Consider the following 21,973-nt stretch of genomic DNA (forward strand, 5'->3'; position numbering starts at 1 on the left):
TATGAGAAACGTAAGCGAAAAACAACTTTAGACAGATTGATGGAATATACTATTCCATTGACTAATTGTCAAAATTCGGCTTAAGTTAACGCGTATGATCTCAATATTTAATTGTGATAATGAGTTAAATTTATTTTTTTGCATAAACTATGGTTAGAGTAGTTTGTGTCAAAGAGGATATTTTGGCTAGGTGGAGAAGACTATTTAATACTAACAATTAAAAAGGAATGATGCTATGCCACTCTTTGATACAGATGCCATTGTGCTAAGAAATTATGAGTTTAAGGAAGCTGATAAGATTATTTCTCTTTATAGTAGAGAAAAAGGGAAGATTAAGATAGTAGCAAAGGGTGTACGTAAGACCAAGAGTACTCTATCTGCTGGATTACAGCCTTTTGTATATAATAATGTTTTAGTTTATCAAGGCAAATCTGATTTGGGTAAATTAAGTCAATGTGATATAAAGGAGTCTTTTACTAAGATAAGAGGAGATTTAGATAAGATGGCTTATGCTTCTTATGTAGTAGAGGTAGTTGATGAGTTGACTACAGACTATGAAGAGAATCAATGGGTCTTTGGTCTCTTATTATTAACATTAAGACTAATAGATAGTTTAGATGAACTAGAATTGATTATTAGGGTCTTTGAATTAAAATTACTTAAACTATTGGGTTATGAGCCTTATTTAGATAGTTGTGTAGAATGTGGGAATAAATTAACTAAGAATATTAGATTTAATGGTGAGGCTGGAGGACTGGTCTGTACTTGTTCTTTTAATTGGGCTAAAAAGATAAGTATGGGAACAGTGCAGTATATGAAGAAGATCCTGGAATTGGACTATAAGAAGTTGTTACAGATGAAGCTACCTGAGTATGCAAGAAAGGAATTGGCTGAGATTATACCTTATTATATTCAATCTTTAATTCATAAAAAATTAAAGTCTATCTCTTTTATAGAAAGTTTAAAAGAGTTTAATTAAGGAGGAGAACTATGATAACAGAAGAGTTAGAGAAGGTAGATGTGATTAGGGAGAGAACAGGGGTTGATTATGAGCAGGCTGTAGAGACTTTGAGGTCTGTTGATGGTGATGTCTTAGAAGCAATTATTAAGTTAGAAAAAGAGGAAAAACAGAAATATACTAAAGAAGAGTTTCAAGTAAGAGGTCAGCAGGTTATTGGCAGGGTTAAAGATTTGATTAGAAAGGGTAATGTTACAAGAATTAGAGTAAAAAAAGATGATAGGGTATTAGTAGATATCCCAGTAACAGCAGGTGTAGTAGGGACTGTAATTGCACCTTATCTGACAGTTTTAGCAGGAATAGTAGCCTTGGCTAGTAAATGTACTATAGAAGTTGAGAGGCTTAATAGACTAGCAGATAGGGCTGAGAATGATATTGACAATTCAAATGAATTCTGATATATTTAAGGAAAAATAGATGAAGTTAGTTACAAAGAACAAGAGGAGTAGTTAGAATTTGCTATTCAAGAGAGCTAGGGATGGTGGAAGCCTAGCATAGCAATCTGATGAAGGGCGCTTGGGAGTAACTGATAATAAAGTGAATCCTGCTAAAAAGGATTAAACAGGGTGGAACCGCGGGTAACCTCGTCCCTGATAGTAGAAATTACTATTAGGGAGGGGGTTTTTTAGTTTACAGTACATAATTTATAGTTAATAGTTAAGTAATAAAATAAAAAAAGATAAAAAGGTTGTTGAGAATAGATTATAACTATTAACTTTTAAATTTTAACTATTAATTGAATCAAAAAAGGGGGATTTTTTATGAATTTTCAAGATATGATCAATACCTTAAATCAATTCTGGTCTGAACAAAAATGTATTGTCAGACAGCCTTATGATGTTGAGGTTGGTGCTGGTACGATGAATCCATCTACATTCTTAAGGTCTTTAGGACCAGAACCATGGAATGTAGCTTATGTGGAGCCTTGCCGAAGACCTGCAGATGGTCGCTATGGTGAGAATCCTAACCGCTTACAGCATTATTATCAGTATCAGGTGATTATGAAACCATCTCCTGATAATATTCAAGAGATTTATTTAAAGAGTTTAGAAGCGTTAGGTGTAGATCCTAAGATGCATGATATTAGATTTGTAGAGGATAATTGGGAGAACCCAACTACAGGAGCTTGGGGGCTTGGTTGGGAAGTCTGGTTAGATGGTATGGAGATTACCCAGTTTACATATTTTCAACAGGTAGGAGGTCTTGAGTGTAAGCCTGTATCTGTAGAGATTACTTATGGTTTAGAGCGTCTTGCTATCTATCTGCAAGAGGTGGATAGTGTCTTTGATATTCAGTGGGTGGAAGGAATTAAGTATGGAGATGTCCATCATCAAGGTGAGGTAGAACACTCTACTTATAACTTTGAGATTGCTGATGTAGATACATTATTGACATTATTTAATCTATACGAAAAAGAAGCGACTAGAATTGCTGATGAAGGTCTAGTCTTACCGACTTTTGATTATGTATTGAAGTGCTCACATACCTTCAATATGTTAGATGCTAGAGGTGCGGTCTCTGTTACTGAGAGGACTAGTTATATCGCTAGAGTACGTACTTTGGCCAAAAAATGTGCTGAGAATTATGTTAAGCAGAGAGAAGAGTTGGGTTATCCGTTGTTAAAGGAGGGTAAAGATAATGAGTAAGGATTTATTATTAGAACTTGGAACAGAAGAGATTCCAGCGGGTTTTATGGATTATACTTTCAAACAATTAATTAAATTGTCTAAAGAGATATTTGCTAATAATCGGATTGAGATTGGAGAAGTAGAAGCTACTGGTACACCAAGAAGGTTGGTCTTACTGATTAAAGATGTAGCAGAAAAACAGAGTGATTTAGAGAAAGAAGTTAGAGGTCCTGCTGTTAGAATCGCCTTTGATGAAGAGGGTAAGCCTAGTAAAGCGGGAGCAGGCTTTGCACGTGGACAAGGAATTACTCCAGAAGAATTAGATGTTAGAGATGAGTATGTCTATGCTTGTACAAAAGAGTTAGGACAAGCTACTGACAAGTTATTATCAAAATTATTAACAGAGATTATCAATAAATTAAACTTCCCTAAATCTATGCGTTGGGCTAGTGAAGATATGAGATTTGTTCGACCGATTAAATGGATTCTAAGTCTTTATGGAGAGGATAGAGTAGAGTTTTCTATAGCAGGTGTTCAAGCTAGCAATTGGAGTAAAGGTCATAGATTCTTAAGTGAAGGTAAGGTAGAAATTGATAGTCCAGCTGAGTACTTTGCTAAGTTAGAGAAAGAGTTTGTAATTGTAGACCATAATCGGCGTAGAGAGATGATAGTAGAGCAGATTCAAGCCATTGCTCAAAAGAAAGATGTAGTTGTAAAGATAGATGAAGATCTATTAACAGAGGTTAACTTCTTAGTTGAGTATCCAACTGCTTTATGTGGTAGCTTCTCTGAGCACTTCTTAGAACTACCTTCTGAAGTACTAATTACTTCTATGAGAGAGCATCAAAGATACTTCCCAGTTGAAGATAAGAAAGGAAATCTTCTAAATCTATTTATTACTGTCAGAAATGGTAATGAAGAGTATCTTGATATAGTTAGAGCAGGAAATGAGAAGGTATTACAAGCGCGCCTATCTGATGCGATCTTCTTCTATGAAGAAGATCAAGAGGAGACTTTAGCCACTAAGGTAGATAAGCTAAAGAATGTTATCTTCCAAGAGGATTTAGGTACTATCTATGAGAAGGTAGATAGAATAGTCAAGTTATCTGGTGAATTTGCTACTAAATTAGGATTATCAGCAGACAAGGTAGAGCAAGCTAAAAGAGCTGCTAAATTATCTAAAGCCGATTTAGTAACAGGTATGGTTGATGAATTCTCCAAATTACAAGGTGTGATGGGAAGCTATTATGCCTTAAATGATGGAGAAGGTGAAGAGGTAGCAAGTGCTATCTTTGAACATTACTTACCACGTTATGCTGAGGATATCTTGCCAAGTACTGAAGCAGGGATTATAGTAAGTATTGCTGATAAGATTGATAGTATCCTTGGATTTTTCAGTGTGGGAATTATACCAACAGGTTCTCAAGATCCTTATGCTTTACGCCGTCAGGCTCAAGGAGTTGTTAAGATTATCGTTGATACAGGGTTGGAATTAGACTTAGATTATCTAATCGAGCAATCCTTAGCTACTCTTAAGAAGCAAGATAAGTTACAAAGAAATGAGGCAGAAGTAAAAGCAGAAGTATTGGACTTCTTTAAGCTAAGACTAGAGAATCTATTAGAGGAGGCAGAGGTTAGATATGATGTTAGTGAGGCTATCTTAGCAAGCAACTTTACTAATATCAACGATACCTTAATTAGAGCTACTGCTTTGATGGAGTATAGAGAAGATGAAGGCTTTGAAGAGTTAATTACAGCCTTTAATCGTGTTGCTAACTTAGCAAGTAAGAGTGATAATACAGAAATTAACCCTGAGTTATTTGAAGATAATAGTGAAAGAGAGCTATATTCAGCTTATCAAGATGCTAAGGATAAGATTGATAGTTTAGTTGCTGAGCGTGCTTATGTAGAAGCGTTAACAGAGGTTGCTAAGTTAAAGGAAGCAATCGATAACTTCTTCGATTCTGTAATGGTAATGGCAAAAGATGAGGAAATTAAAGAGAATAGATTGGGATTATTAAATTCAATCTCTAATTTATTAGTTAAGATTGCTGATTTAACTAAGGTTGTAATCGATTAATTAATGATAGGGTCTAATTACTTTTCATCTTATCTGTATAGATATTGAATAAAATAAGGATAATAAGAGTTACTTAGTATTTAACTGGGTAGCTCTTTTTTTATAGATATGTGAGAATTAGATATTATGGGTATATTGCGATACTTTTAGGAATCAGGAGTCAGGAACCAGTTATCAGCAAAACACACTGATTCCAGATTCCCGATTCCTGACACGAAAGTGTCGCAATATCTCTATGTAACGTCATATTTAAATCATATTATATAATCAACTCTTATTTTCAAAATTATTTTTATATTTGTGGCATAATTACTTTCATTAGTGAGTATATAAATAAGAAGAACTATATATAAGGTTCAATTTGTACTTTTAATCAAAGTAATTAGATTAATTTTCAATAATGTGTTGCACTATTAAATAAATGTGTTATAATATTATATAGAAGATAAATGTAAAAAAATAGAATAAATTATATATCTTAAGGGGGATTTAGTATGACAACTAGCGTTTCTACAGATCTATTGGAAGATATCAATAAAAGAAATAAGTATGGAGATACACCATTGATGGAAGCTATTTTAAATAATGCTGAGATAGAGGTAATTGAAGAGTTGCTTGAAGCTGGAGCTGAGGTAAATGCTAAAAATAGAGCTGGATCTACTGCTTTAATTTTTGCTATCTGGCATAAAGAGAGCTTAGAAGTAATTAAACTACTTATTGATGCAGGAGCAGATGTTAATGTTAAGTGTGAACTGGGAAGAACTCCTTTAATGTATGCCTCAAGATATAATAAGGATGTTGAAATTATAGATACTCTAATTAAGGCAGGAGCAGAGGTTAATGCTTCTGAGAATGTAGGGCGTACAGCTTTAATGTATTCAATAGAGAATAATAATCAAGATGTAACTAGTACACTAATTGAATTTGGTGCAGACCCTAAGATGGAAGATAAAAATGGAAAGACTCCAAAGATAATAGCTAAGGAATATAATAAAGAGGAAATTTTTGATTTTGTAGGATAAAGTTAAAGTTTAAAATAGAGATATATTTGATTTTATCTAGTAACTATCAGATTAATTACTCTAAAAGTGCAGGATATATTTATATATAAGGTGAAATAATTATATGTGTAAGTAATTTAATACACTGTATAATCTGATATTAGGGGTGATTGAGATTAACCTAAGTGAAAGACAGAAGAGAATAATTGAAATAGTAAAAAATAACGAACCCATTACTAGTAAAGAGATAGCAAATAAATTAAACCTAACCCGTGGTGCTTTAAGGGCTGATTTATCTGTATTGACTATGGCCAGTCTATTAGAAGCGAAACCCAAAGTTGGTTATACATATTCAGAGGGAAGTGGATATTTAAATAATTTAGAAGAGATATATGGTAAGAAAGTAAAAGAAGTTAAATCGGTAGCTGTTGTTGTTAAAAAGAGAACTTCAGTCTATGATGCAATAGTAAAGCTATTTTTGGAAGATGTAGGTTCCTTGTTTGTAATAGATGATGATGAGATCTTAGTAGGTGTATTATCTAGAAAAGATCTATTAAAGATGACAATAGGAGAGACCGATATAAATCAGATGCCAGTCAGTGTGGTAATGACTAGAATGCCTCATCTTTTTACTGTAAAAGATGAGGATACTGTTTTTGAAGCTGCTAAAAAGATAGTAGACTATGAGGTTGATAGTTTGCCAGTAGTAGAGCAGTTGACTGATCAAGCAGGTGAAGTTATAGAAGATAAGTTTAAGGTGATTGGGCGGGTCAGTAAGACTACTATTGCCAGAATTTTTGTTGATTGTAAGTTGCAAATATAGGAGGGAAATTGACTTGTCAAATAATAATATAAGTGAAAATGAGTTGACTGTATTTGCTATATCAGATTTTACTGGGAAAACAGCTGAAACTATACTCAATTCTGTAGCGATTCAATTTGATAATGATAGAATCAAGATAAAGAAGTTTTCTGATATATCAGATATTGATAAATTAGCATCAATTATAGATGAAGCAATGCAAGTTGATAATATACTATTAGCTTATACCATTGTTTTACCAGAATTATCTGCTTATCTGGAGAGTGAAGCCAACCGTTTAGGCTTGCCAATAATAGATATATTGGGTCCAATGATCAACAGTTTTTCTCAAGCATTGGATCAACAACCCCAATTAGAGGTGGGATTAAGCTATAATATTGATTATGAGATTTTTGAAAAGATTTCTTGTATTGATTTTAGCTTAAGGTGTGATGATGGCAGAAATTTAAATAAATTAAAAGAAGCAGATCTAGTCTTGGTTGGTGTTTCTAGAACCTCTAAAACTCCTTTGAGTATATATTTATCTCAGCAGAATTATAATGTGGCTACAGTTTCTTTATCTCCTGAGGTTATTCCACCTAAGGAGCTATATGAAATAGATAGTAACAAGATAATAGGCTTAACTATAGACCCACAATGCCTACAAAAAATTAGAGAGAATAGAATTAAGTTAATGGCTTTTAATCAAGGTGGAGATTATGTCAGTATGGACAGAATAAAAGAAGAGCTAACGTATGCTAAAAAGATTATGAAGAAGATAGAGGCTAGGGTCATTGATATCACCAATAAAGCTATTGAAGACATAGCTGATGAGATTTTAAATAAAATTAAATAAAAGTTTTAATTTGAACTTATATATTTAAGTCCTAAACTTTGATGTTTGGGGCTTTTTTTCTTTATTATTATATCATATAATTCCCTTTAAAAATATTTATGTTGTACTTTTTAAATAAAAGTGTTGCACTTTTTATAAAGAATTAGTATAATAAGTATATAATAATTTAGATATATGTTGATTTTGAATTATAATTACTTATTATAAGAGGAGGATAATAGTGAGAAGAGAATTAGAACTAGAGATTGTAAAGGTGACAGAAGCAGCAGCTTTGGCAGTTAGCCCTTTGATTGGAAAGGGAGATAAAATTTTAGTTGATCAGGCGGCTGTAGATGCTATGAGAGCAGAGTTTAATAAGATGAAGATTAGAGGTAAGGTGGTAATTGGAGAAGGTAAGAAAGATAAAGCCCCGATGTTATACACAGGAGAGAAGCTAGGGCTGGGAGTAGGTTGTGAGATAGATATAGCAGTTGATCCAGTAGAAGGAACTAATTTAGTAGCTAATGATTTGCCTAATGCACTAGCAGTAGTGGCAATTGCTAAAAAGGGGAAAATACTCAGTGCCCCTGATATGTATATGAAGAAGATAGCAGTTGGTCCTGAGGCTAGAGGAGTTATTAATTTAGAAGCCAGTATTACAGAGAATATCAAGGCTGTAGCTGAGGCAAAGGGTAAAAGGATCTCTGATATTAAGGTAATTATCTTAGATAGACCGCGCCATCAGGAGATGATTAAAGAGATTAGGGGAGTCGGTGCTAAAGTTAAATTGATTAATGCAGCTGATGTAGTAGCAGGAGTTGCAGTAGGGTTAGCTAATCAGGAAGGTGATTTGTTATATGGAATTGGTGGAGCACCAGAAGGAGTATTAACAGCAGCAGCCCTAAAATGTTTAGGTGGAGATATGCAAGGTCAATTAATCTTTCATAATGATAAAGAGGTTGAAGAGGCTAAGCAGTTGGGAATTACTAATATAAATCAGATATTTACCCTTGACCAGTTAGTATCAGGAGAAGAGGTTATCTTTTCAGCAACAGGAATAACCAATGGTGAATTATTAAAGGGTGTTCAACATTATCATAACTGGGTAGAGACTCATTCTATAGTAATGAATAGTTCAACTAATAAGGTTAGACATATTAAATTAGAACATAGAGTCACTAATAACATCTATTTAGAAAAAGAAGTTGCTAACTTTTAGTTGATGATTATTTGATCGATTTAATACTTTTATATAATACATAGTTCTTTCTTATAGCTAATCTATACTATCAAATTAACTAGTTCTAATTAAAGATAAAAGATAAGGCAGTTTTTTTATAAGATATTATTAGATTTCGTTCTAAATTTTAGAGCGAAATTTCTTTTTGTATATTAGTTTTGGTGAAGAGTGGATGATTATTGTTATAATCTTAAAAAGGGAAGCAATTAGATGAATTCTAATATAGATATTATAACTTTATGGGTATATAGCGACACTTTTACTTTTTAAAAAGTAGACAAAATTCTTAGGTTCCGCCTAAGGGCGGGTTACGTTTTTCCTTGATGAAAAAGTAACCAAAAAATCAAGAAGAAAATTAAACTCGCTACACAATCAACATTAATTGAAAATAAGATAGCTAAGAGTCCTACTTCAAAGATTATTTTATGAACTATTATTTTTTTAGAATACTTGCTCCGCTCAAACATTAATTTTCTTCAGTTTAAAAAGCTTTAAAATCTTTTAATTCTTAACTTTTAACTCTTAATTTTTAATTGTAAAAAGTGTCGTAATATCTCTATATTATACCACCTTTTTATTGATAGTAGAGTAAAGGTCAATCCCTTTATTATAGAGCTTTAAATTTTTTTATTCTATACATAGAAGTTAAGTTTTTTGATCTTTTATAAAATTTTAACTCTAAAAATTAAAGGAGTTTTAAAGTTTTTATTGTAATATAACATAGAATATTATAACGGAGAGGGTGGGATATGATGAAGCTCTTGGCAGTTAATGGAAGTCCAAATAGAAATGGAAATACTGCTTTTTTATTGACTAAGGCCTTAGAGGCTGCTCAAAACGAAGGTGTAGAGACGGAATTAATTCATGTTAGAGATGCCTTAAAGGAGTTAAAGGAACCTTTTTGTGTACAATGTTCAAGCCCTTGTAGTAAGGTTTGTTATAAAGGAACTTCATTAGAAGAATATTATGAATTATTAGCAGAGGCAGATGGGGTTATCTTAGGAAGTCCTGTCTATTTTGGAACAGTTACAGCTCAATTAAAAGCATTTTGGGATATGACTAGAGCTTTAAGAAGTGAAAAGTCTTTGTTCAATACAATAGGAGGTACGATCACTGTAGGTGCTTCTAGATATGGAGGACAAGAGACCACAGTTAATGCTTTACATGATATGATGATGATTCAAGGTATGATGATAGTAGGTGATGGATCTGAAGATACAGATATGGGACACCAAGGTGCTTGTAGTCAGCGTAATGCTAAAGATGATTTGGAAGGGCAGAAAAGAGCTAAAATACTGGGGCAAAGAATTGCCAGATTGATTAAATAATATAAATATAGATTCTTATTATCTAATCTTATTTTGATAGTCTAAAATTAATAGAATAAATAATATTTTTTTTGGAATAATAAGGGTTGTTAATTTAAGAACTCTAATATAATTATTATTCAATCATAGATTTTTATCAAATCATCAATAAGTATCTTAATAGAATATTTGCTAGCTAAGATTCTTCTTTTGTTAAGTCTTATTAATTTATACTTTTTTTAATTATAAAGAAGGGATTTGTGCTTTACTGTCGAAAAGTTGTAATTGCTGTCAAGTATAATTATGAGGAGTATAGGATGAAAATTTTAGTTGATGGAGATGCATGTCCAGTCAAAGAGACTATTTCTGGAGTTTCAGAAAGGTATAAGGTTAAAGTAATAATTTTTATAAGCACTGCTCACTGGACAGTTAATAGGGAAGATGTTGAATATATAACTGTTGATAGTAACTATCAAGAAGTGGATATGAAGATAGTTAATCGAGTCAAACCTGGAGATATAGTTATAACTAATGATTATGGTTTAGCTTCTTTAATTTTAGCTAAGAGAGCCTCTGCACTCTCTTTTAATGGCAGAGTCTTTACTAAAAATAAGATAAATTATCTATTAGCTAAAAGGCATTTAGCTACCAAACTAAGACGACAAGGAAAGTATATCTCAAAGCAGAGTAAATACTCTAAAGAGGATAGAGAGAGGTTTAAAGTTAATTTAATTGAATTAATAACTCAAATGGGATAGAAGAAATAGCTTTTCTGATTATCATTAGACTCTATGTTTAGTATAATCTTCATAATAAATGTAGAACTATTATTACACAGGATTCTCTATTATGGACAAGTTAGGGGAATTATGTTCAGTGCTAAGTTTAATTTATTTATGGGTTTAATATAACTATAGAATAAGTAGTTTAGAGTAACTGCTTTATCAAGTTATATGCTACATGAAATTAGAAGATATCATTTAAGCTAGAGGGTGAAAAGAGTTGAGTTTTGCTTATAGTGAGGATTTCATAGAACAGGTTCGTTTTAATAATGACATAATCGATATTATATCTGATTATACTAGATTGGAACATTCAGGAAAGAGTTATAAAGGGTTATGTCCTTTTCATGATGAAAATACTCCTTCTTTCTTTGTAAACCCTGAGCAACAGTTGTATTATTGCTTTGGTTGTGGAGCTGGAGGGGATATCTTTAACTTTATAATGGGTGTAGAAGGGATTGATTTTAGAGAAGCAGTTAAATCTTTAGCTGGTAGAGCTGGACTGAGTTTACCTGAACATAAAGCCAATCCTCAAGCTAAGAAAAGATATGATAAGAAGAAGAAATTATTGCATATACATGAATTGGCCACCCGTTTTTATAATTATCTTTTGACAAGCTCTGATATAGGAAATAAAGGCAAGGAATATTTAAATCAACGTGGTTTTGGGAAGGATATTGTTAAAGAGTTTCAGTTAGGATTTGCTCCTGACCGCTGGGAGGCTCTGTATAGATTTTTAAAGAACAAGGGATATTCTGATCAATTATTATTAGAATCTGGTTTGATTTTAGCAAGGAAAAATAACACTGGCTATTACGATCGTTTTCGTAATCGTGTTATCTTTACTATCTGCAATCACCAAGGACAAGTTATCGGATTTGGTGGTAGAATCATAGAGAATATTAATCAGCCTAAGTATTTAAATTCTCCCGATACACTGATTTTTGATAAGAGTAAAAATCTATATGGACTCAATCTTGCTAAAAAATTCATACAACAGAGTAATGAAGCGATTATAGTAGAAGGTTATACTGATGTGATTACAGCATACCAATATGGAATCAAGAATGTGGTAGCCTCTTTAGGTACTTCACTGACCAGTGAGCAAGCTAAATTATTAAAGAGATATGCTAATACAGCTTATATAGCTTATGATTCAGATACTGCGGGAGCTAAAGCTACTTTGAGGGGTCTAGATATTTTAAAAGAAGAAGGATTAGAGGTAAAAGTGATTATATTACCAAAAGATTTAGATCCTGACGAATTTATTAGAACTGAAGGAAAAGAAGGGTTTAGTCAAAGTCAAGCTCAGTCAGAAACCTTAATAGATTTTAAAATTAGTAATATTTTAAAAGGAAGAAGATTAGAGAATGTTGATGATAAGATAACAGCAGTCAAAGGCATTATACCTGTTTTAGCAAAGGTTAAAAATAAGGTTGAATTAGATGAATATTGTAAGAAAATTTCTGAAAGATTAAGAACAAGTGAAGGTGTACTAAGAAAAGAGATAGATAAATATAAATTTAAGATGAGGGCTCAGGATAGAAAGAGTAATTATAGGAATAATATAAATAACGAGACTGAATTAGCAGATGCTTTAAATGATCCTAAATTAATCAAATACTTAAAAGCTATCAAGGAGTTATTAAGTATTATCTTTAAAAACCCTAATCTTATTAACAGCTTAAAGTCTCAATTAGAAATTGATGCTTTAGCTAAAGAAGAACATAAGGAGTTATTTGCTAGAATTTTTGAATTTTATCAAGAACATAAATCTTTAGAGATTAATCAAGTTTTACAGACTATAACCAACAATAATGCTAAGAATTTATTGTTGGAGTTATCCATAAAAGACAATGATTTTTTAGATGATACTGAGAAGACTATAAGTGATTATATTGAAACAATAAAGGGGTATCAAAGAGAAATGAGAATAGAAAGGCTAAATGCAGAAATAAAGGATGCACAAAAGAATGGAGATTTTACTAGACAAATGGAACTAATGAAAGAGGTACAGTTGTTAAGAAGGGAGGGGAATTAATGTCTGTAGATAAAAGTGCAATTCAAGAGAAAGTAAGAAGTTTAATTGCTAAAGGTAAAAAAGAAGGTGAAATAAGTTATCAAGAGATAATGGATGCATTATCTGAAATAGATTTAGAGACTGATCAAATTGAAGAGATTTATGAAAGTTTCTCCTCAATGGGAATTGAGGTTAAAGATGATGATAATGATAATATAGATGAAGATGAAGATGATAGTGATGAGGTAGAGTTAGATCTAAGTATTCCAAGTGGAGTATCATTAGATGATCCAGTAAAGATGTATCTTAAGGAGATAGGAAAGGTTCCATTATTAACTGCTGATGAAGAGAAAGATTTGGCTAAAAGGATGGAAGAAGGCGAAGAATATGCTAAGCAGAGATTAGCTGCTGCTAACTTGAGATTGGTAGTAAGTATCGCTAAAAAATATGTTGGTAGAGGGATGTTATTCTTAGATTTAATCCAAGAGGGTAATCTAGGTTTGATTAAGGCTGTAGAGAAGTTTGACTATAGAAAAGGATATAAGTTCAGTACCTATGCTACTTGGTGGATTAGACAGGCTATCACTCGTTCTATTGCCGATCAAGCTAGAACAATTAGAGTTCCTGTACACATGGTAGAGACCATCAATAAATTGATTAGAGTATCTCGTCACTTAGTACAAGAGTTGGGCCGGGAGCCAACTGTAGAAGAGATTGCTAATGAGATGGACATCACTGAGGATAAGGTACGTGAGATTAAGAAGATTGCTCAAGAGCCTGTATCTTTAGAAACTCCAATTGGTGAAGAAGAGGACAGTTATTTAGGTGACTTCATTGAAGATGAGGATGCCCCAGAACCATCTGTAGCAGCATCATTTATGTTATTGCAAGAGCAATTAGATGGTGTTTTAGATACTTTAACAGATCGTGAAAAGAGGGTCTTGGAATTGAGATTTGGTATTGAGGATGGACGTTCTCGTACTCTAGAGGAAGTAGGAAAGGAATTTGGGGTTACTAGAGAGAGAATTAGACAAATTGAAGCTAAAGCCTTAAGAAAGCTAAGACACCCAAGTAGAAGTAAAAAACTTAAAGATTATTTAACATAGATAGAGAATAAAAGATATAATTAGATATTAGTCAATAAATATAGATTATTAGGTCTATTTACTTTAAATGGAAGTTGAACTTTGGATACCTTTGATATATAATTCTAATTGTTGATGTTCCCCGATAGCTCAGTTGGTAGAGCAGATGGCTGTTAACCATCGAGTCGCAGGTTCGAGTCCTGCTCGGGGAGCCATTGTTTTTTTACAAGAGTTTACATATATTAGAATTAAAAATTATTAAGTCTTAAAAGTTTTTGCCTTTATTATCAATATATTGATTAATAGGTGATAAATTAGGTGGCTAAGTTTTTAAGATATATAATAATTTAAAAACTCTTACCTTACTACATTTGTAGTAAGGTTTTTTAATAATTATAGTAAACTTTAGGTAGAATAAAGAATATATTACATACAAGGAGTAAATTATGAGACTATCACCGAGGTTAGCTAAAATAGTAGATTTATTACTCTTACCAGCTAGAGTAATTGATGTAGGGACTGATCATGCTTATTTAGCAATTCATATAGCAGAGACTACAACCTCTGCTAAGATCATAGCAAGTGATTATAATAAACAGCCTTGTGAGGCAGCTTTAAATCATGTTCAGCAGGCTGGAGTTGAAGATAGAGTTGAGGTTAGGCAGGGATCAGGATTATCGGTTTTAAGCAAAGATGAGGTTGATCAAGTTGTAATTGCGGGAATGGGTAGTAGAACTATTATCGATATTTTAAAGGATGATTATGATTTGGCTCAGAGTCTAGAGAGATTGGTCTTACAACCGATGGCTGGTTCATCATCTTTACGGAAATGGCTGGTAGGGAATAATTTCAAAATTGTTGATGAAGCTTTAGTTAAAGAGGAGGATAAGCTTTATCAGATTATTGTAGCTCAGCCAGGCAAGATGGAAGTAAATGATGATTTTATCTTAGAGATAGGCCCTCTTTTGCTCAAGAAGAATGATAATTTATTAGAAGATTATTTCAATAAATTGAAGGATGAATGGGAAAAGGTAATCAATAAGATTGGTGAAAGTTCTCCAGATAATCAAAAAATTAAAATTTTAAAGAGGAAAATTAAAAGATTAGAAGAAATAGAGTTAAAGAGGGAGAGGTAAGCTAATTAATAGATTTTTATTAGGGAGGCTATAGGATGGCTGTGAAACTACAACAAGTGACTAATTTAATAAATGATTTAGCACCTAAGCACTTAGCCTATGATTGGGATAATATAGGGTTACAGCTTGGTGATTATAACCAAGATGTAGGTAGAGTTTTGGTTACTTTAGATGTAACAGATGAGGTAATAGAAGAGGCTATAAGCTCTGATGTAGACTTAATTATTGCTCATCATCCTGTAATCTTTAAAGGAATCTCTAATATTAGATTCAATACTCCTTTAGGTAAGATGATTCAAAAAGCAATTAAGCATGATATTGCTTTTTATGTAGCTCATACAAATTATGATATAGCTCAAGGGGGACTAAATGATTTATTAGCTAAGAAATTAGGTCTAGTAGATACAGAGATTTTAAAGGTTACTCAAGCAGAAGGATTGAAGAAGGTGGTCGTTTTTGTACCAAAGGAATCTGTATCTAAGGTCAAGGAAGCTATGGCAAAAGCAGGAGCAGGTTGGATTGGTAATTACAGTGACTGCTTTTTTGAGCAAAAAGGTACTGGTAGTTTTAGACCCCTAGCAGGTACTAGTCCTTATACAGGTACTAAAGGAGAGTTGAGTGAGGTTACAGAGTATCGCTTAGAGACTATTGTACAAAGTAAGATTTTAAATAGAGTTATTAATAAGATGATTAAGGCTCATCCTTATGAAGAGGTTGCCTATGATATCTATCCTGTCGATAATAGAGGGGAAGCTTTTGGGATAGGTAGAGTTGGGTATTTAAAGGAGAGTACTTCTTTGAAAGAATATATTCAAGTGGTTAAACAGACTTTAGATATAGCTAGTCTTAAGGTTGTAGGAGAAGATAATACTGAGATTAAAAAGGTTGCTATCTGTAGTGGTAGTGGGGCTGATTTTATTAAAACTGCTTCTTTTAAAGGAGCAGATTTATTGGTAACTGGAGATGTTAAATATCATGATGCTCAGTTAGTATTAGAAGAAGGATTAACATTGATAGATGCTGGTCATTATGAAACTGAACAGATTATGAGAGATGCTGTAGTATCATATTTAATAGAAGAGGTTAATAAGAATAATTTAGATGTAGAAATTTTAAAATCACAAATTAATACTAACCCTGTTAGAATAGTTTAAGAGTAGGTCGTTTTAGCGACCTACTTTTTTCTATATCTAAAAGTATATTTTTAGATTGAGATTGATCTTTATTATAAATTGGGAGGGATAAGAATGGCTACTTTAGAGCTGTTATATCAATTAGAAAAGTTAAATCAAGAGAATAAAGGATTAAAGAAGAGTTTAGAGGAAGAATCTATTGTTGAAGAGATTGATCTCTTAAAAGGGGCTGTGCTTAGGATAGAGAGAGATTGGAATCAGCATAATAAGGAATTGGAAGATTTAAAGCATCAGATTAAAGAAGAAGAGTTCAAGGATGCTCGTTTAGTGAGAAAAGAGAAAGATTATAAAGAACAACTTTATAGTGGTGCCACCTCTAATCCTAAAGAGTTGCAGAAGCTTCAGGAGAAATTAGATACTACATTAGAGACTAAAGAAGAGCTAGAGGATAAGTTATTAGAGCTAATGCTAGAATTAGAAGCAAAAGAAGATGAACTAGTTTCTTTACAAGAAGATTTAGAGAGTAAGCAAGAAAAGTTACTAAAGCTAGAGAAAGATTATCAACAAGGTACTACTAAAGTAAATCAAGAGTTAGATAGAGTAAATTCAGCTAAAGAAGAGATATTTGATAAGTTAGAGGATGAGGTGGTTTCAGAATATGAAGATTTATATCGTAGAAAGAGAGGAAGAGTAGTGGTAGAGGTGGCTGATGATGGCTATTGTATGGGGTGTAGAATGTTATTGCCAGTCAATCTAGTAGAAGAGGTAAAGTCTAGTGAGGAGATAGTCTATTGTGAAAACTGTGGCAGAATACTTTATTGGTCAGAATGATTTTTACTTTAGTGTATAGTTGATAGTCAAGGTCTTGAAAAACGAAAAGAATTATTGTTTGAATGGAGCAAAAATTGGGATGGAATTTAAAGTGCAAATAAGTCTTAACTAGAAAGATAATAATTTGTCAATTTTTACTATTTTGATTGTGAAGTGAATGGGCTACTTTTGCCACGAAGAGTTTTTAAAAAATCGTAGGTTTCTTTACCTTTGGGGCAATGCTAAAAGTAAACCGCCCTTAGGCCAAACCTAAGAATTTTTGTCTACTTTTTAAAAAGTAATAGTGTCGCAATATACCCAGTAAGCTCTATTTCAAAATCAAAAAATCATCATTTGTAAAAAAATGTATTCATAAAACTATTGACTTCATAGAGACTAAATGATATTATATAACTTGTCGCTAAGGAGATGAAAAATAATTCTTCTTATTGACAATCTTAATTAAAGATGTTATAATCTAAAACGATAATTAAATAAGTAGACTGGATGATCGCAAGTATGGTAAAATGGGCTATACTTGAGGAAAGTCCGGGCTCCATAGAGCAGGATGCTGGTTAACGGCCAGCCGGAGTAATTCGAGGGAAAGTGCCACAGAGAGCAAACCGCCGATGGCCTTTAAGGCACAGGTAAGGGTGAAAGGGTGCGGTAAGAGCGCACCGGGGTTCTGGTGACAGAGTCCGCATGGTAAACCCCATCCGGAGCAAGACCAAGTAGGGAAAGGTTAAGAGTAGCTCGCTCATCTTTCCGGGTTAGGTCGCTTGAGGTGGCAGGCAACTGTCATCCTAGATGGATGTTCATCACCCGTGAGGGTACAGAACCCGGCTTACAGGTCTACTTATTTGTTAAATATTATCTAAAAACCTCCGCTATCTAGCGGAGGTTTTGTTATATATTAAAATTAATTTGGTACATAGAATTAAAGATTTAAGAGTAATGATAATATAATAGAGAGATATTCAGATACTTTTAGTAATCTGGAATCAGTGTTTATAACTGATTCCTGATTCCCGACACGAAAGTATCCCAATATCCTCATTAAGCAATAAAATTCATGTTGTTAATTGCTAGAATATATTAAATTATATCTGATAAAATTAAAGTATAAGTTAATATTTGTACTAGTCAGCCTTTGATTATATAATTGAAACAATAAGTTATTATTTAATATCATTCCTATGGCAGAGGTGGATTCTGAAGGAAAGCTTGTCCCTTTGGCTAAGATTCGAGGAGAGAAACGCTGTATTAAATATATACTCGATACCTTTAAAGAGAGAGCAGGGCTATTAGAAGAAAAGTTAATTGGAATTGGGCATACTGATAATAGTGAACTTGCTAATAAATTAGCAACTAAGCTTAAGCAAGAGTATAAGGTTAAAGATATTATTATTACAGATATTGGAGCTGCTGTAGGAAGTCATGCAGGACCAGGAACTGTAGCTTTGTTTTTTCAATAATTGTATGTATGGAATTATTTTAGTTTTTTAATAACTTATTTTAGGAGTCTAATATTAAAGGTATTGGGTTCCCGATAGTTTTTAGTCTCTGAAGTTCAAGCCCCAATACCTAAGTAATTGGTTTTAGAGGGGTTATCTCTTTTTTCCATAAATATGTTGGAGTTTATCTTGGAGATCTGTTAAGAAATCTAAGGAGTAGGCATTGGGATCAGCTAGTATCAATAAGATTAAAATTAAAAATAATGTAAAAGGGTTATAATTACTTGTCTTATTATCATCAACGGGCTCTTGTGAAGAGTCATCATTATTCTTCAATTTGAACATAATGGAACCTCCTTATAATTAATTTATTATATATTATGTTGTAAATCTTTTTTATGTTAACATAGATTGGAAAAAGGGCCTTAGCCTGTATTTGATCTTTAAAAAATTGCTATAGATTAGGAGTGAAAGTAGTGAGTAGATTAGGATTTTTAGGACCACAGGGAAGTTTTACAGAAGTAGCAGCTAGGGAATATGAGCATCAAGTAGGAGAGTTTATCCCTTATAATGATATTAAGAGTTTGGTATTGGGCGTTGTCAATGATGATATTGACAGGGCAGTTGTTCCTATTGAGAATTCGATACAGGGTGGAGTGACTTTGACTTTAGATTTATTGGCAGAGTTTGAGCTGAATATTGTTGGTGAGGTAGTTGTGGTTATTGAGCAGAGTTTAGTAGCGAAGAAGAAGATGGATTTAGCTGAGATTAGACATGTTATCTCACATCCTCAGGCTTTGGCACAATGCCGTGCTTTTTTGGAAGAAAATTTAATTAATTATGAAACTCATATCAGTAATAGCACTTCTGAAGCAATCCAACAGCTTACAACTTTGGATGAGAGTTGGGTAGCTATTGGAAATAGTAGAGCAGTTGATCATTATGATTTAGAGGTTTTGGCTCAAGGGATACAGGATAATCGTGATAATTGTACCAGGTTTGTAGTCTTGTCTAAGCAAGAAGGGGTAAAGAGCCAGAATGATAAGACTTCAATTATCTGTTCAGTGGTAGAAGATCATCCAGGATTCTTATATGATATCTTACATGAATTTGCTATTAGAGGAATCAACTTGACTAAGATAGAGTCTAGACCTGCTAAGAGAATGTTAGGCGAGTATATCTTTTTTATAGACTTTGAAGGTCATTATCTTGATAGTAGGGTTAAGGAGGCTTTAGAGTTAGTACGGTATAAGAGCTCTTGGTACAAGCTCTTAGGCTCATATAAGAAGGCAGTTAATAATGTAAAGTTGTAATTGCTATAGCGGAAAGTAATAATGAAGAGATATTTATAAAGGGGTTAGTAAAGTAGTAGACTATATGTATGTGAATTCAAAATGAAACCTAATGGGGATATTGGGACACTTTTTTATTAGATAGTTAGGGGTTGGGTGGTTAGGTAGTTGAGTTTTCCTAACCCCTACCCACCTACCTCCTAAATGTCGCTTTTTTTATATAACGTCATGGTTAAATTTTATTCTAGATTCACGAGAATACTAAGAGTATCTAAAGTCAAATTGAAAAGTTAAGAAATTTATGTTAGAATAGTTAGGTGAATTGTATTTATCGATAAGGAGGTATTAAAATGGCTGGACATTCTAAGTGGGCCAATATTAAACATAAGAAAGCGAAAGAGGATAAAGCAAGGGGTAAGTTGTTCTCAAAGTTAGTTAAGAAGATTACCGTTGCTGCTAGAAATGGTGGTGGTGATCTCGAAACTAATAATGATTTAGCTTTAGCTGTTCAAAAGGCTAAGGATGCTAATATGCCTAAAGATAATATTGAACGAGCTATTAAAAGAGGAACTGGTGATTTAGAAGGGGTCAATTATGAAGAGTTCGTATATGAGGGTTATGCTCCAGCTGGAGTTGCTTTATATATGGAAATCATGACAGATAACCGTAATCGTGCAGCTTCTGATGTAAGACATGTTCTATCTAAGAATGGTGGAAATTTAGGAGAGAGTGGTTGTGTAGCTTGGATGTTTGAAAGAAAGGGTCAATTAATCATCGATCGTAGTGAAAATGAGATTGATGAAGATGAGATTATGATGGCTGCTTTAGAATCTGGGGCAGAGGATATTACTATCGAAGCAGATAGTGTAGAGATCATAACTGACCCATCAGATTTAAAAGAGGTTAGAACTGCTATGGAAGAAGCAGGATATAAGTTTGATTCTGGAGATATAGCAATGGTTCCAGAGAATGTAATTGATATAACTGATCCTAATGATGCTAAGAAGGTATTGAGGTTAATTGATGCTTTAGAAGATCAAGATGATATACAAGAAGTATATGCTAACTTTAATATTCCTGATGATGTAATGACAGAAATTGAAGATGAATTATAATTTTTTAACACTTAAGTACAAGATGTGCTTAAGTGTTTTTTTTATTAAGGAAATTATGCTTTTTTAGAGGTTGTGGATAACTTTTCTTTTGTTTTTAGAGTGAAAAAATTATTGTTTGAACGAAGTAAGAATTGAACAAGAATTTAGAGTTAAATCAAGTCTTGATTAGAGAAACTGATTATTGATAATAATTACTATTATGATTGCGTAGTGAGTGGGCTGGTTGTGCCACGAAGAGTTTTTGTTTTTTAAAACTCGTAGGTATATTTTTCTCTAGACTGGATTTATCACGAAGGGTTTTCGTATTTTAAAACCCGTAGGTTTGGTTACTTTTGGGGCAATGTCGCCCTGAGGAATGTTCTTCTCCGAGGAAGTAATCTTGGGGTGCAAAAGTAACACGAGACGCCCTGAAAGAAGTACCCTTGGGGTGAAAAGCTGATAAGCTTTCTCGTAATAGTTTTTAATCTTAGTTAATATGGTTTAGTAATTACTTTTTAGAATGAAAATTAAATTTTGAATTATAGAAGAGTGGGTGTAGCCCAATTTGTTCTTAACCTTATTTCGTTGTGAGAGTTTAGAGGTGGCAGAATATATGAAAAACACAAATAATATTTATAAATTAAGCATAGCTATTATTTTTTTAGCTAGTCTATTGACTGGATTAATCCTATTTTTTGATTTTTATTTTGGATATTTCAGATATAATGAGTTAAGGTTAATCGATTGGATCGTTATTATATCGGGGATCTTATCAACCCTGACTTCAATTTATGGTATTATAAGATTAGTGATTAATGAAAAGAATAAGGGAGAAATTACTTTTGAGTTGCAGACTTTAGTGGATAAAAGACAGAAGTTATTACTAATATTATTAGTAATAATAACATTAACAGAATTTATTCTTTCTATGATTATTCCAAGCATTATCTTGTTTATAGTAGGACTAATGTTAGGAAGTCAGACTTTATCACGTATAGTCCATCAGTCTGTAAAGCAAGGGATTACTGATAGTGGTATCATTATTTCTGGAGTGAATTTGAAATTTAAAAGTATAGCATCTTATCGATGGTCAGAAGACAATGAGTTTATTGAGTTTAAGACAAAGGGAAGTTTATTAGGGATGGAGTTTAATAATAAGTTTAAATATACTTTTAATAATGAAGATAAAAAAGAGATTGATGGTTTCTTAAATAGACATCTAAAAAAGAGTTAAGAAGTTCATTAAAAATAAATAT

Annotated in this window: 20 protein-coding genes, 1 tRNA gene, 1 other RNA gene and 1 other annotated feature; of the genes, 21 read left to right on the forward strand and 1 reads right to left on the reverse strand. The window is 32.7% G+C overall.

The window, feature by feature from the left end:
• Window positions 1-235 precede the first annotated feature (235 nt).
• The 18 genes from recO to ACTCDL_RS01360 all read left to right on the forward strand — a co-directional run bounded on the left by recO (window position 236) and on the right by ACTCDL_RS01360 (window position 18,352).
• Window positions 236-979 carry a DNA repair protein RecO gene (gene recO, locus ACTCDL_RS01275; RefSeq protein ID WP_463173433.1) on the forward strand — a complete coding sequence of 248 codons (744 nt, stop codon included), beginning with the start codon at window positions 236-238 and terminating at the stop codon, window positions 977-979.
• An 11-nt stretch (window positions 980-990) separates the two neighbouring features.
• Complete coding sequence (locus ACTCDL_RS01280; RefSeq protein ID WP_463173435.1) at window positions 991-1,416, forward strand: DUF4342 domain-containing protein; 426 nt, start codon at window positions 991-993, stop codon at window positions 1,414-1,416.
• A gap of 25 nt (window positions 1,417-1,441) precedes the next feature.
• Window positions 1,442-1,613 (forward strand) — a binding site (T-box leader).
• 166 nt (window positions 1,614-1,779) lie between these two features.
• Entirely contained in the window at window positions 1,780-2,664 is an 885-nt protein-coding gene (glyQ, locus tag ACTCDL_RS01285) for a glycine--tRNA ligase subunit alpha (RefSeq protein ID WP_463173437.1), read from the forward strand.
• Window positions 2,657-4,726 (forward strand): glycine--tRNA ligase subunit beta, encoded by a 2,070-nt coding sequence (gene glyS, locus ACTCDL_RS01290; protein WP_463173438.1) that lies wholly within the window; start codon window positions 2,657-2,659, stop codon window positions 4,724-4,726. The genes glyQ and glyS overlap by 8 nt, the downstream gene beginning before the upstream one ends.
• Before the next feature lie 494 nt (window positions 4,727-5,220).
• A complete protein-coding gene (locus tag ACTCDL_RS01295; RefSeq protein WP_463173439.1) occupies window positions 5,221-5,748 on the forward strand; it encodes an ankyrin repeat domain-containing protein in 528 nt (175 codons plus the stop codon).
• A gap of 145 nt (window positions 5,749-5,893) precedes the next feature.
• Window positions 5,894-6,550, forward strand: coding sequence for a helix-turn-helix transcriptional regulator (locus ACTCDL_RS01300; RefSeq protein ID WP_463173440.1), 657 nt, complete (start codon window positions 5,894-5,896; stop codon window positions 6,548-6,550).
• Window positions 6,551-6,563: 13 nt separating this feature from the next.
• Complete coding sequence (locus ACTCDL_RS01305; RefSeq protein WP_463173441.1) at window positions 6,564-7,385, forward strand: pyruvate, water dikinase regulatory protein; 822 nt, start codon at window positions 6,564-6,566, stop codon at window positions 7,383-7,385.
• A gap of 220 nt (window positions 7,386-7,605) precedes the next feature.
• Window positions 7,606-8,583, forward strand: a complete 978-nt coding sequence (gene glpX, locus ACTCDL_RS01310) for a class II fructose-bisphosphatase (RefSeq protein ID WP_463173443.1) — start codon at window positions 7,606-7,608, stop codon at window positions 8,581-8,583.
• A 773-nt stretch (window positions 8,584-9,356) separates the two neighbouring features.
• Entirely contained in the window at window positions 9,357-9,932 is a 576-nt protein-coding gene (locus ACTCDL_RS01315) for a flavodoxin family protein (protein WP_463173510.1), read from the forward strand.
• A gap of 296 nt (window positions 9,933-10,228) precedes the next feature.
• Complete coding sequence (locus ACTCDL_RS01320; protein ID WP_463173445.1) at window positions 10,229-10,669, forward strand: YaiI/YqxD family protein; 441 nt, start codon at window positions 10,229-10,231, stop codon at window positions 10,667-10,669.
• A 244-nt stretch (window positions 10,670-10,913) separates the two neighbouring features.
• Window positions 10,914-12,734 (forward strand): DNA primase, encoded by a 1,821-nt coding sequence (gene dnaG, locus ACTCDL_RS01325; RefSeq protein WP_463173446.1) that lies wholly within the window; start codon window positions 10,914-10,916, stop codon window positions 12,732-12,734.
• Entirely contained in the window at window positions 12,734-13,819 is a 1,086-nt protein-coding gene (gene rpoD / locus ACTCDL_RS01330) for an RNA polymerase sigma factor RpoD (protein ID WP_463173448.1), read from the forward strand. Before dnaG ends, rpoD begins: the two co-directional genes overlap by 1 nt.
• Before the next feature lie 118 nt (window positions 13,820-13,937).
• Window positions 13,938-14,013: transfer RNA gene (locus ACTCDL_RS01335), tRNA-Asn, on the forward strand.
• A 231-nt stretch (window positions 14,014-14,244) separates the two neighbouring features.
• A complete protein-coding gene (locus tag ACTCDL_RS01340) occupies window positions 14,245-14,934 on the forward strand; it encodes a tRNA (adenine(22)-N(1))-methyltransferase (protein WP_463173449.1) in 690 nt (229 codons plus the stop codon).
• A 35-nt stretch (window positions 14,935-14,969) separates the two neighbouring features.
• A complete protein-coding gene (locus ACTCDL_RS01345) occupies window positions 14,970-16,088 on the forward strand; it encodes a Nif3-like dinuclear metal center hexameric protein (protein ID WP_463173450.1) in 1,119 nt (372 codons plus the stop codon).
• 93 nt (window positions 16,089-16,181) lie between these two features.
• Window positions 16,182-16,898, forward strand: coding sequence for a zinc ribbon domain-containing protein (locus tag ACTCDL_RS01350; protein WP_463173451.1), 717 nt, complete (start codon window positions 16,182-16,184; stop codon window positions 16,896-16,898).
• Window positions 16,899-17,372: 474 nt separating this feature from the next.
• An RNA gene (rnpB, locus tag ACTCDL_RS01355) (RNase P RNA component class A) lies at window positions 17,373-17,740 on the forward strand.
• A 327-nt stretch (window positions 17,741-18,067) separates the two neighbouring features.
• Entirely contained in the window at window positions 18,068-18,352 is a 285-nt protein-coding gene (locus ACTCDL_RS01360; RefSeq protein WP_463173511.1) for a DegV family protein, read from the forward strand.
• Between the two features lie 132 nt (window positions 18,353-18,484).
• On the opposite strand, the gene ACTCDL_RS01365 is transcribed toward ACTCDL_RS01360, so the two are convergent.
• Window positions 18,485-18,676: a hypothetical protein gene (locus ACTCDL_RS01365; RefSeq protein WP_463173452.1), complete on the reverse strand. Its 192-nt coding sequence runs from the start codon at window positions 18,674-18,676 to the stop codon at window positions 18,485-18,487.
• 131 nt (window positions 18,677-18,807) lie between these two features.
• On the opposite strand from ACTCDL_RS01365, the gene pheA reads away from it, so the two are divergent.
• The 3 genes from pheA (at window position 18,808) to ACTCDL_RS01380 (ending at window position 21,951) form a co-directional block, all read left to right on the forward strand.
• Window positions 18,808-19,644 carry a prephenate dehydratase gene (gene pheA, locus ACTCDL_RS01370; RefSeq protein ID WP_463173453.1) on the forward strand — a complete coding sequence of 279 codons (837 nt, stop codon included), beginning with the start codon at window positions 18,808-18,810 and terminating at the stop codon, window positions 19,642-19,644.
• A 329-nt stretch (window positions 19,645-19,973) separates the two neighbouring features.
• Window positions 19,974-20,738: a YebC/PmpR family DNA-binding transcriptional regulator gene (locus tag ACTCDL_RS01375; protein ID WP_463173454.1), complete on the forward strand. Its 765-nt coding sequence runs from the start codon at window positions 19,974-19,976 to the stop codon at window positions 20,736-20,738.
• A gap of 592 nt (window positions 20,739-21,330) precedes the next feature.
• Window positions 21,331-21,951, forward strand: coding sequence for a hypothetical protein (locus ACTCDL_RS01380; protein WP_463173455.1), 621 nt, complete (start codon window positions 21,331-21,333; stop codon window positions 21,949-21,951).
• The last annotated feature ends 22 nt before the right edge of the window (window positions 21,952-21,973 follow it).

This window comes from Orenia sp. (assembly GCF_055140805.1).

Coding starts and splice junctions, on each gene's coding strand:
- ACTCDL_RS01280 (WP_463173435.1), top strand. CDS start 991: ATGATAACAGAAGAGTTAGAGAAGGTAGATGTGATTAGGGAGAGAACA.
- ACTCDL_RS01375 (WP_463173454.1), top strand. CDS start 19,974: ATGGCTGGACATTCTAAGTGGGCCAATATTAAACATAAGAAAGCGAAA.
- ACTCDL_RS01295 (WP_463173439.1), top strand. CDS start 5,221: ATGACAACTAGCGTTTCTACAGATCTATTGGAAGATATCAATAAAAGA.
- recO (WP_463173433.1), top strand. CDS start 236: ATGCCACTCTTTGATACAGATGCCATTGTGCTAAGAAATTATGAGTTT.
- glyQ (WP_463173437.1), top strand. CDS start 1,780: ATGAATTTTCAAGATATGATCAATACCTTAAATCAATTCTGGTCTGAA.
- ACTCDL_RS01345 (WP_463173450.1), top strand. CDS start 14,970: ATGGCTGTGAAACTACAACAAGTGACTAATTTAATAAATGATTTAGCA.
- ACTCDL_RS01315 (WP_463173510.1), top strand. CDS start 9,357: ATGAAGCTCTTGGCAGTTAATGGAAGTCCAAATAGAAATGGAAATACT.
- glyS (WP_463173438.1), top strand. CDS start 2,657: ATGAGTAAGGATTTATTATTAGAACTTGGAACAGAAGAGATTCCAGCG.
- ACTCDL_RS01340 (WP_463173449.1), top strand. CDS start 14,245: ATGAGACTATCACCGAGGTTAGCTAAAATAGTAGATTTATTACTCTTA.
- ACTCDL_RS01365 (WP_463173452.1), bottom strand. CDS start 18,676: ATGTTCAAATTGAAGAATAATGATGACTCTTCACAAGAGCCCGTTGAT.
- ACTCDL_RS01350 (WP_463173451.1), top strand. CDS start 16,182: ATGGCTACTTTAGAGCTGTTATATCAATTAGAAAAGTTAAATCAAGAG.
- ACTCDL_RS01380 (WP_463173455.1), top strand. CDS start 21,331: ATGAAAAACACAAATAATATTTATAAATTAAGCATAGCTATTATTTTT.
- ACTCDL_RS01320 (WP_463173445.1), top strand. CDS start 10,229: ATGAAAATTTTAGTTGATGGAGATGCATGTCCAGTCAAAGAGACTATT.
- rpoD (WP_463173448.1), top strand. CDS start 12,734: ATGTCTGTAGATAAAAGTGCAATTCAAGAGAAAGTAAGAAGTTTAATT.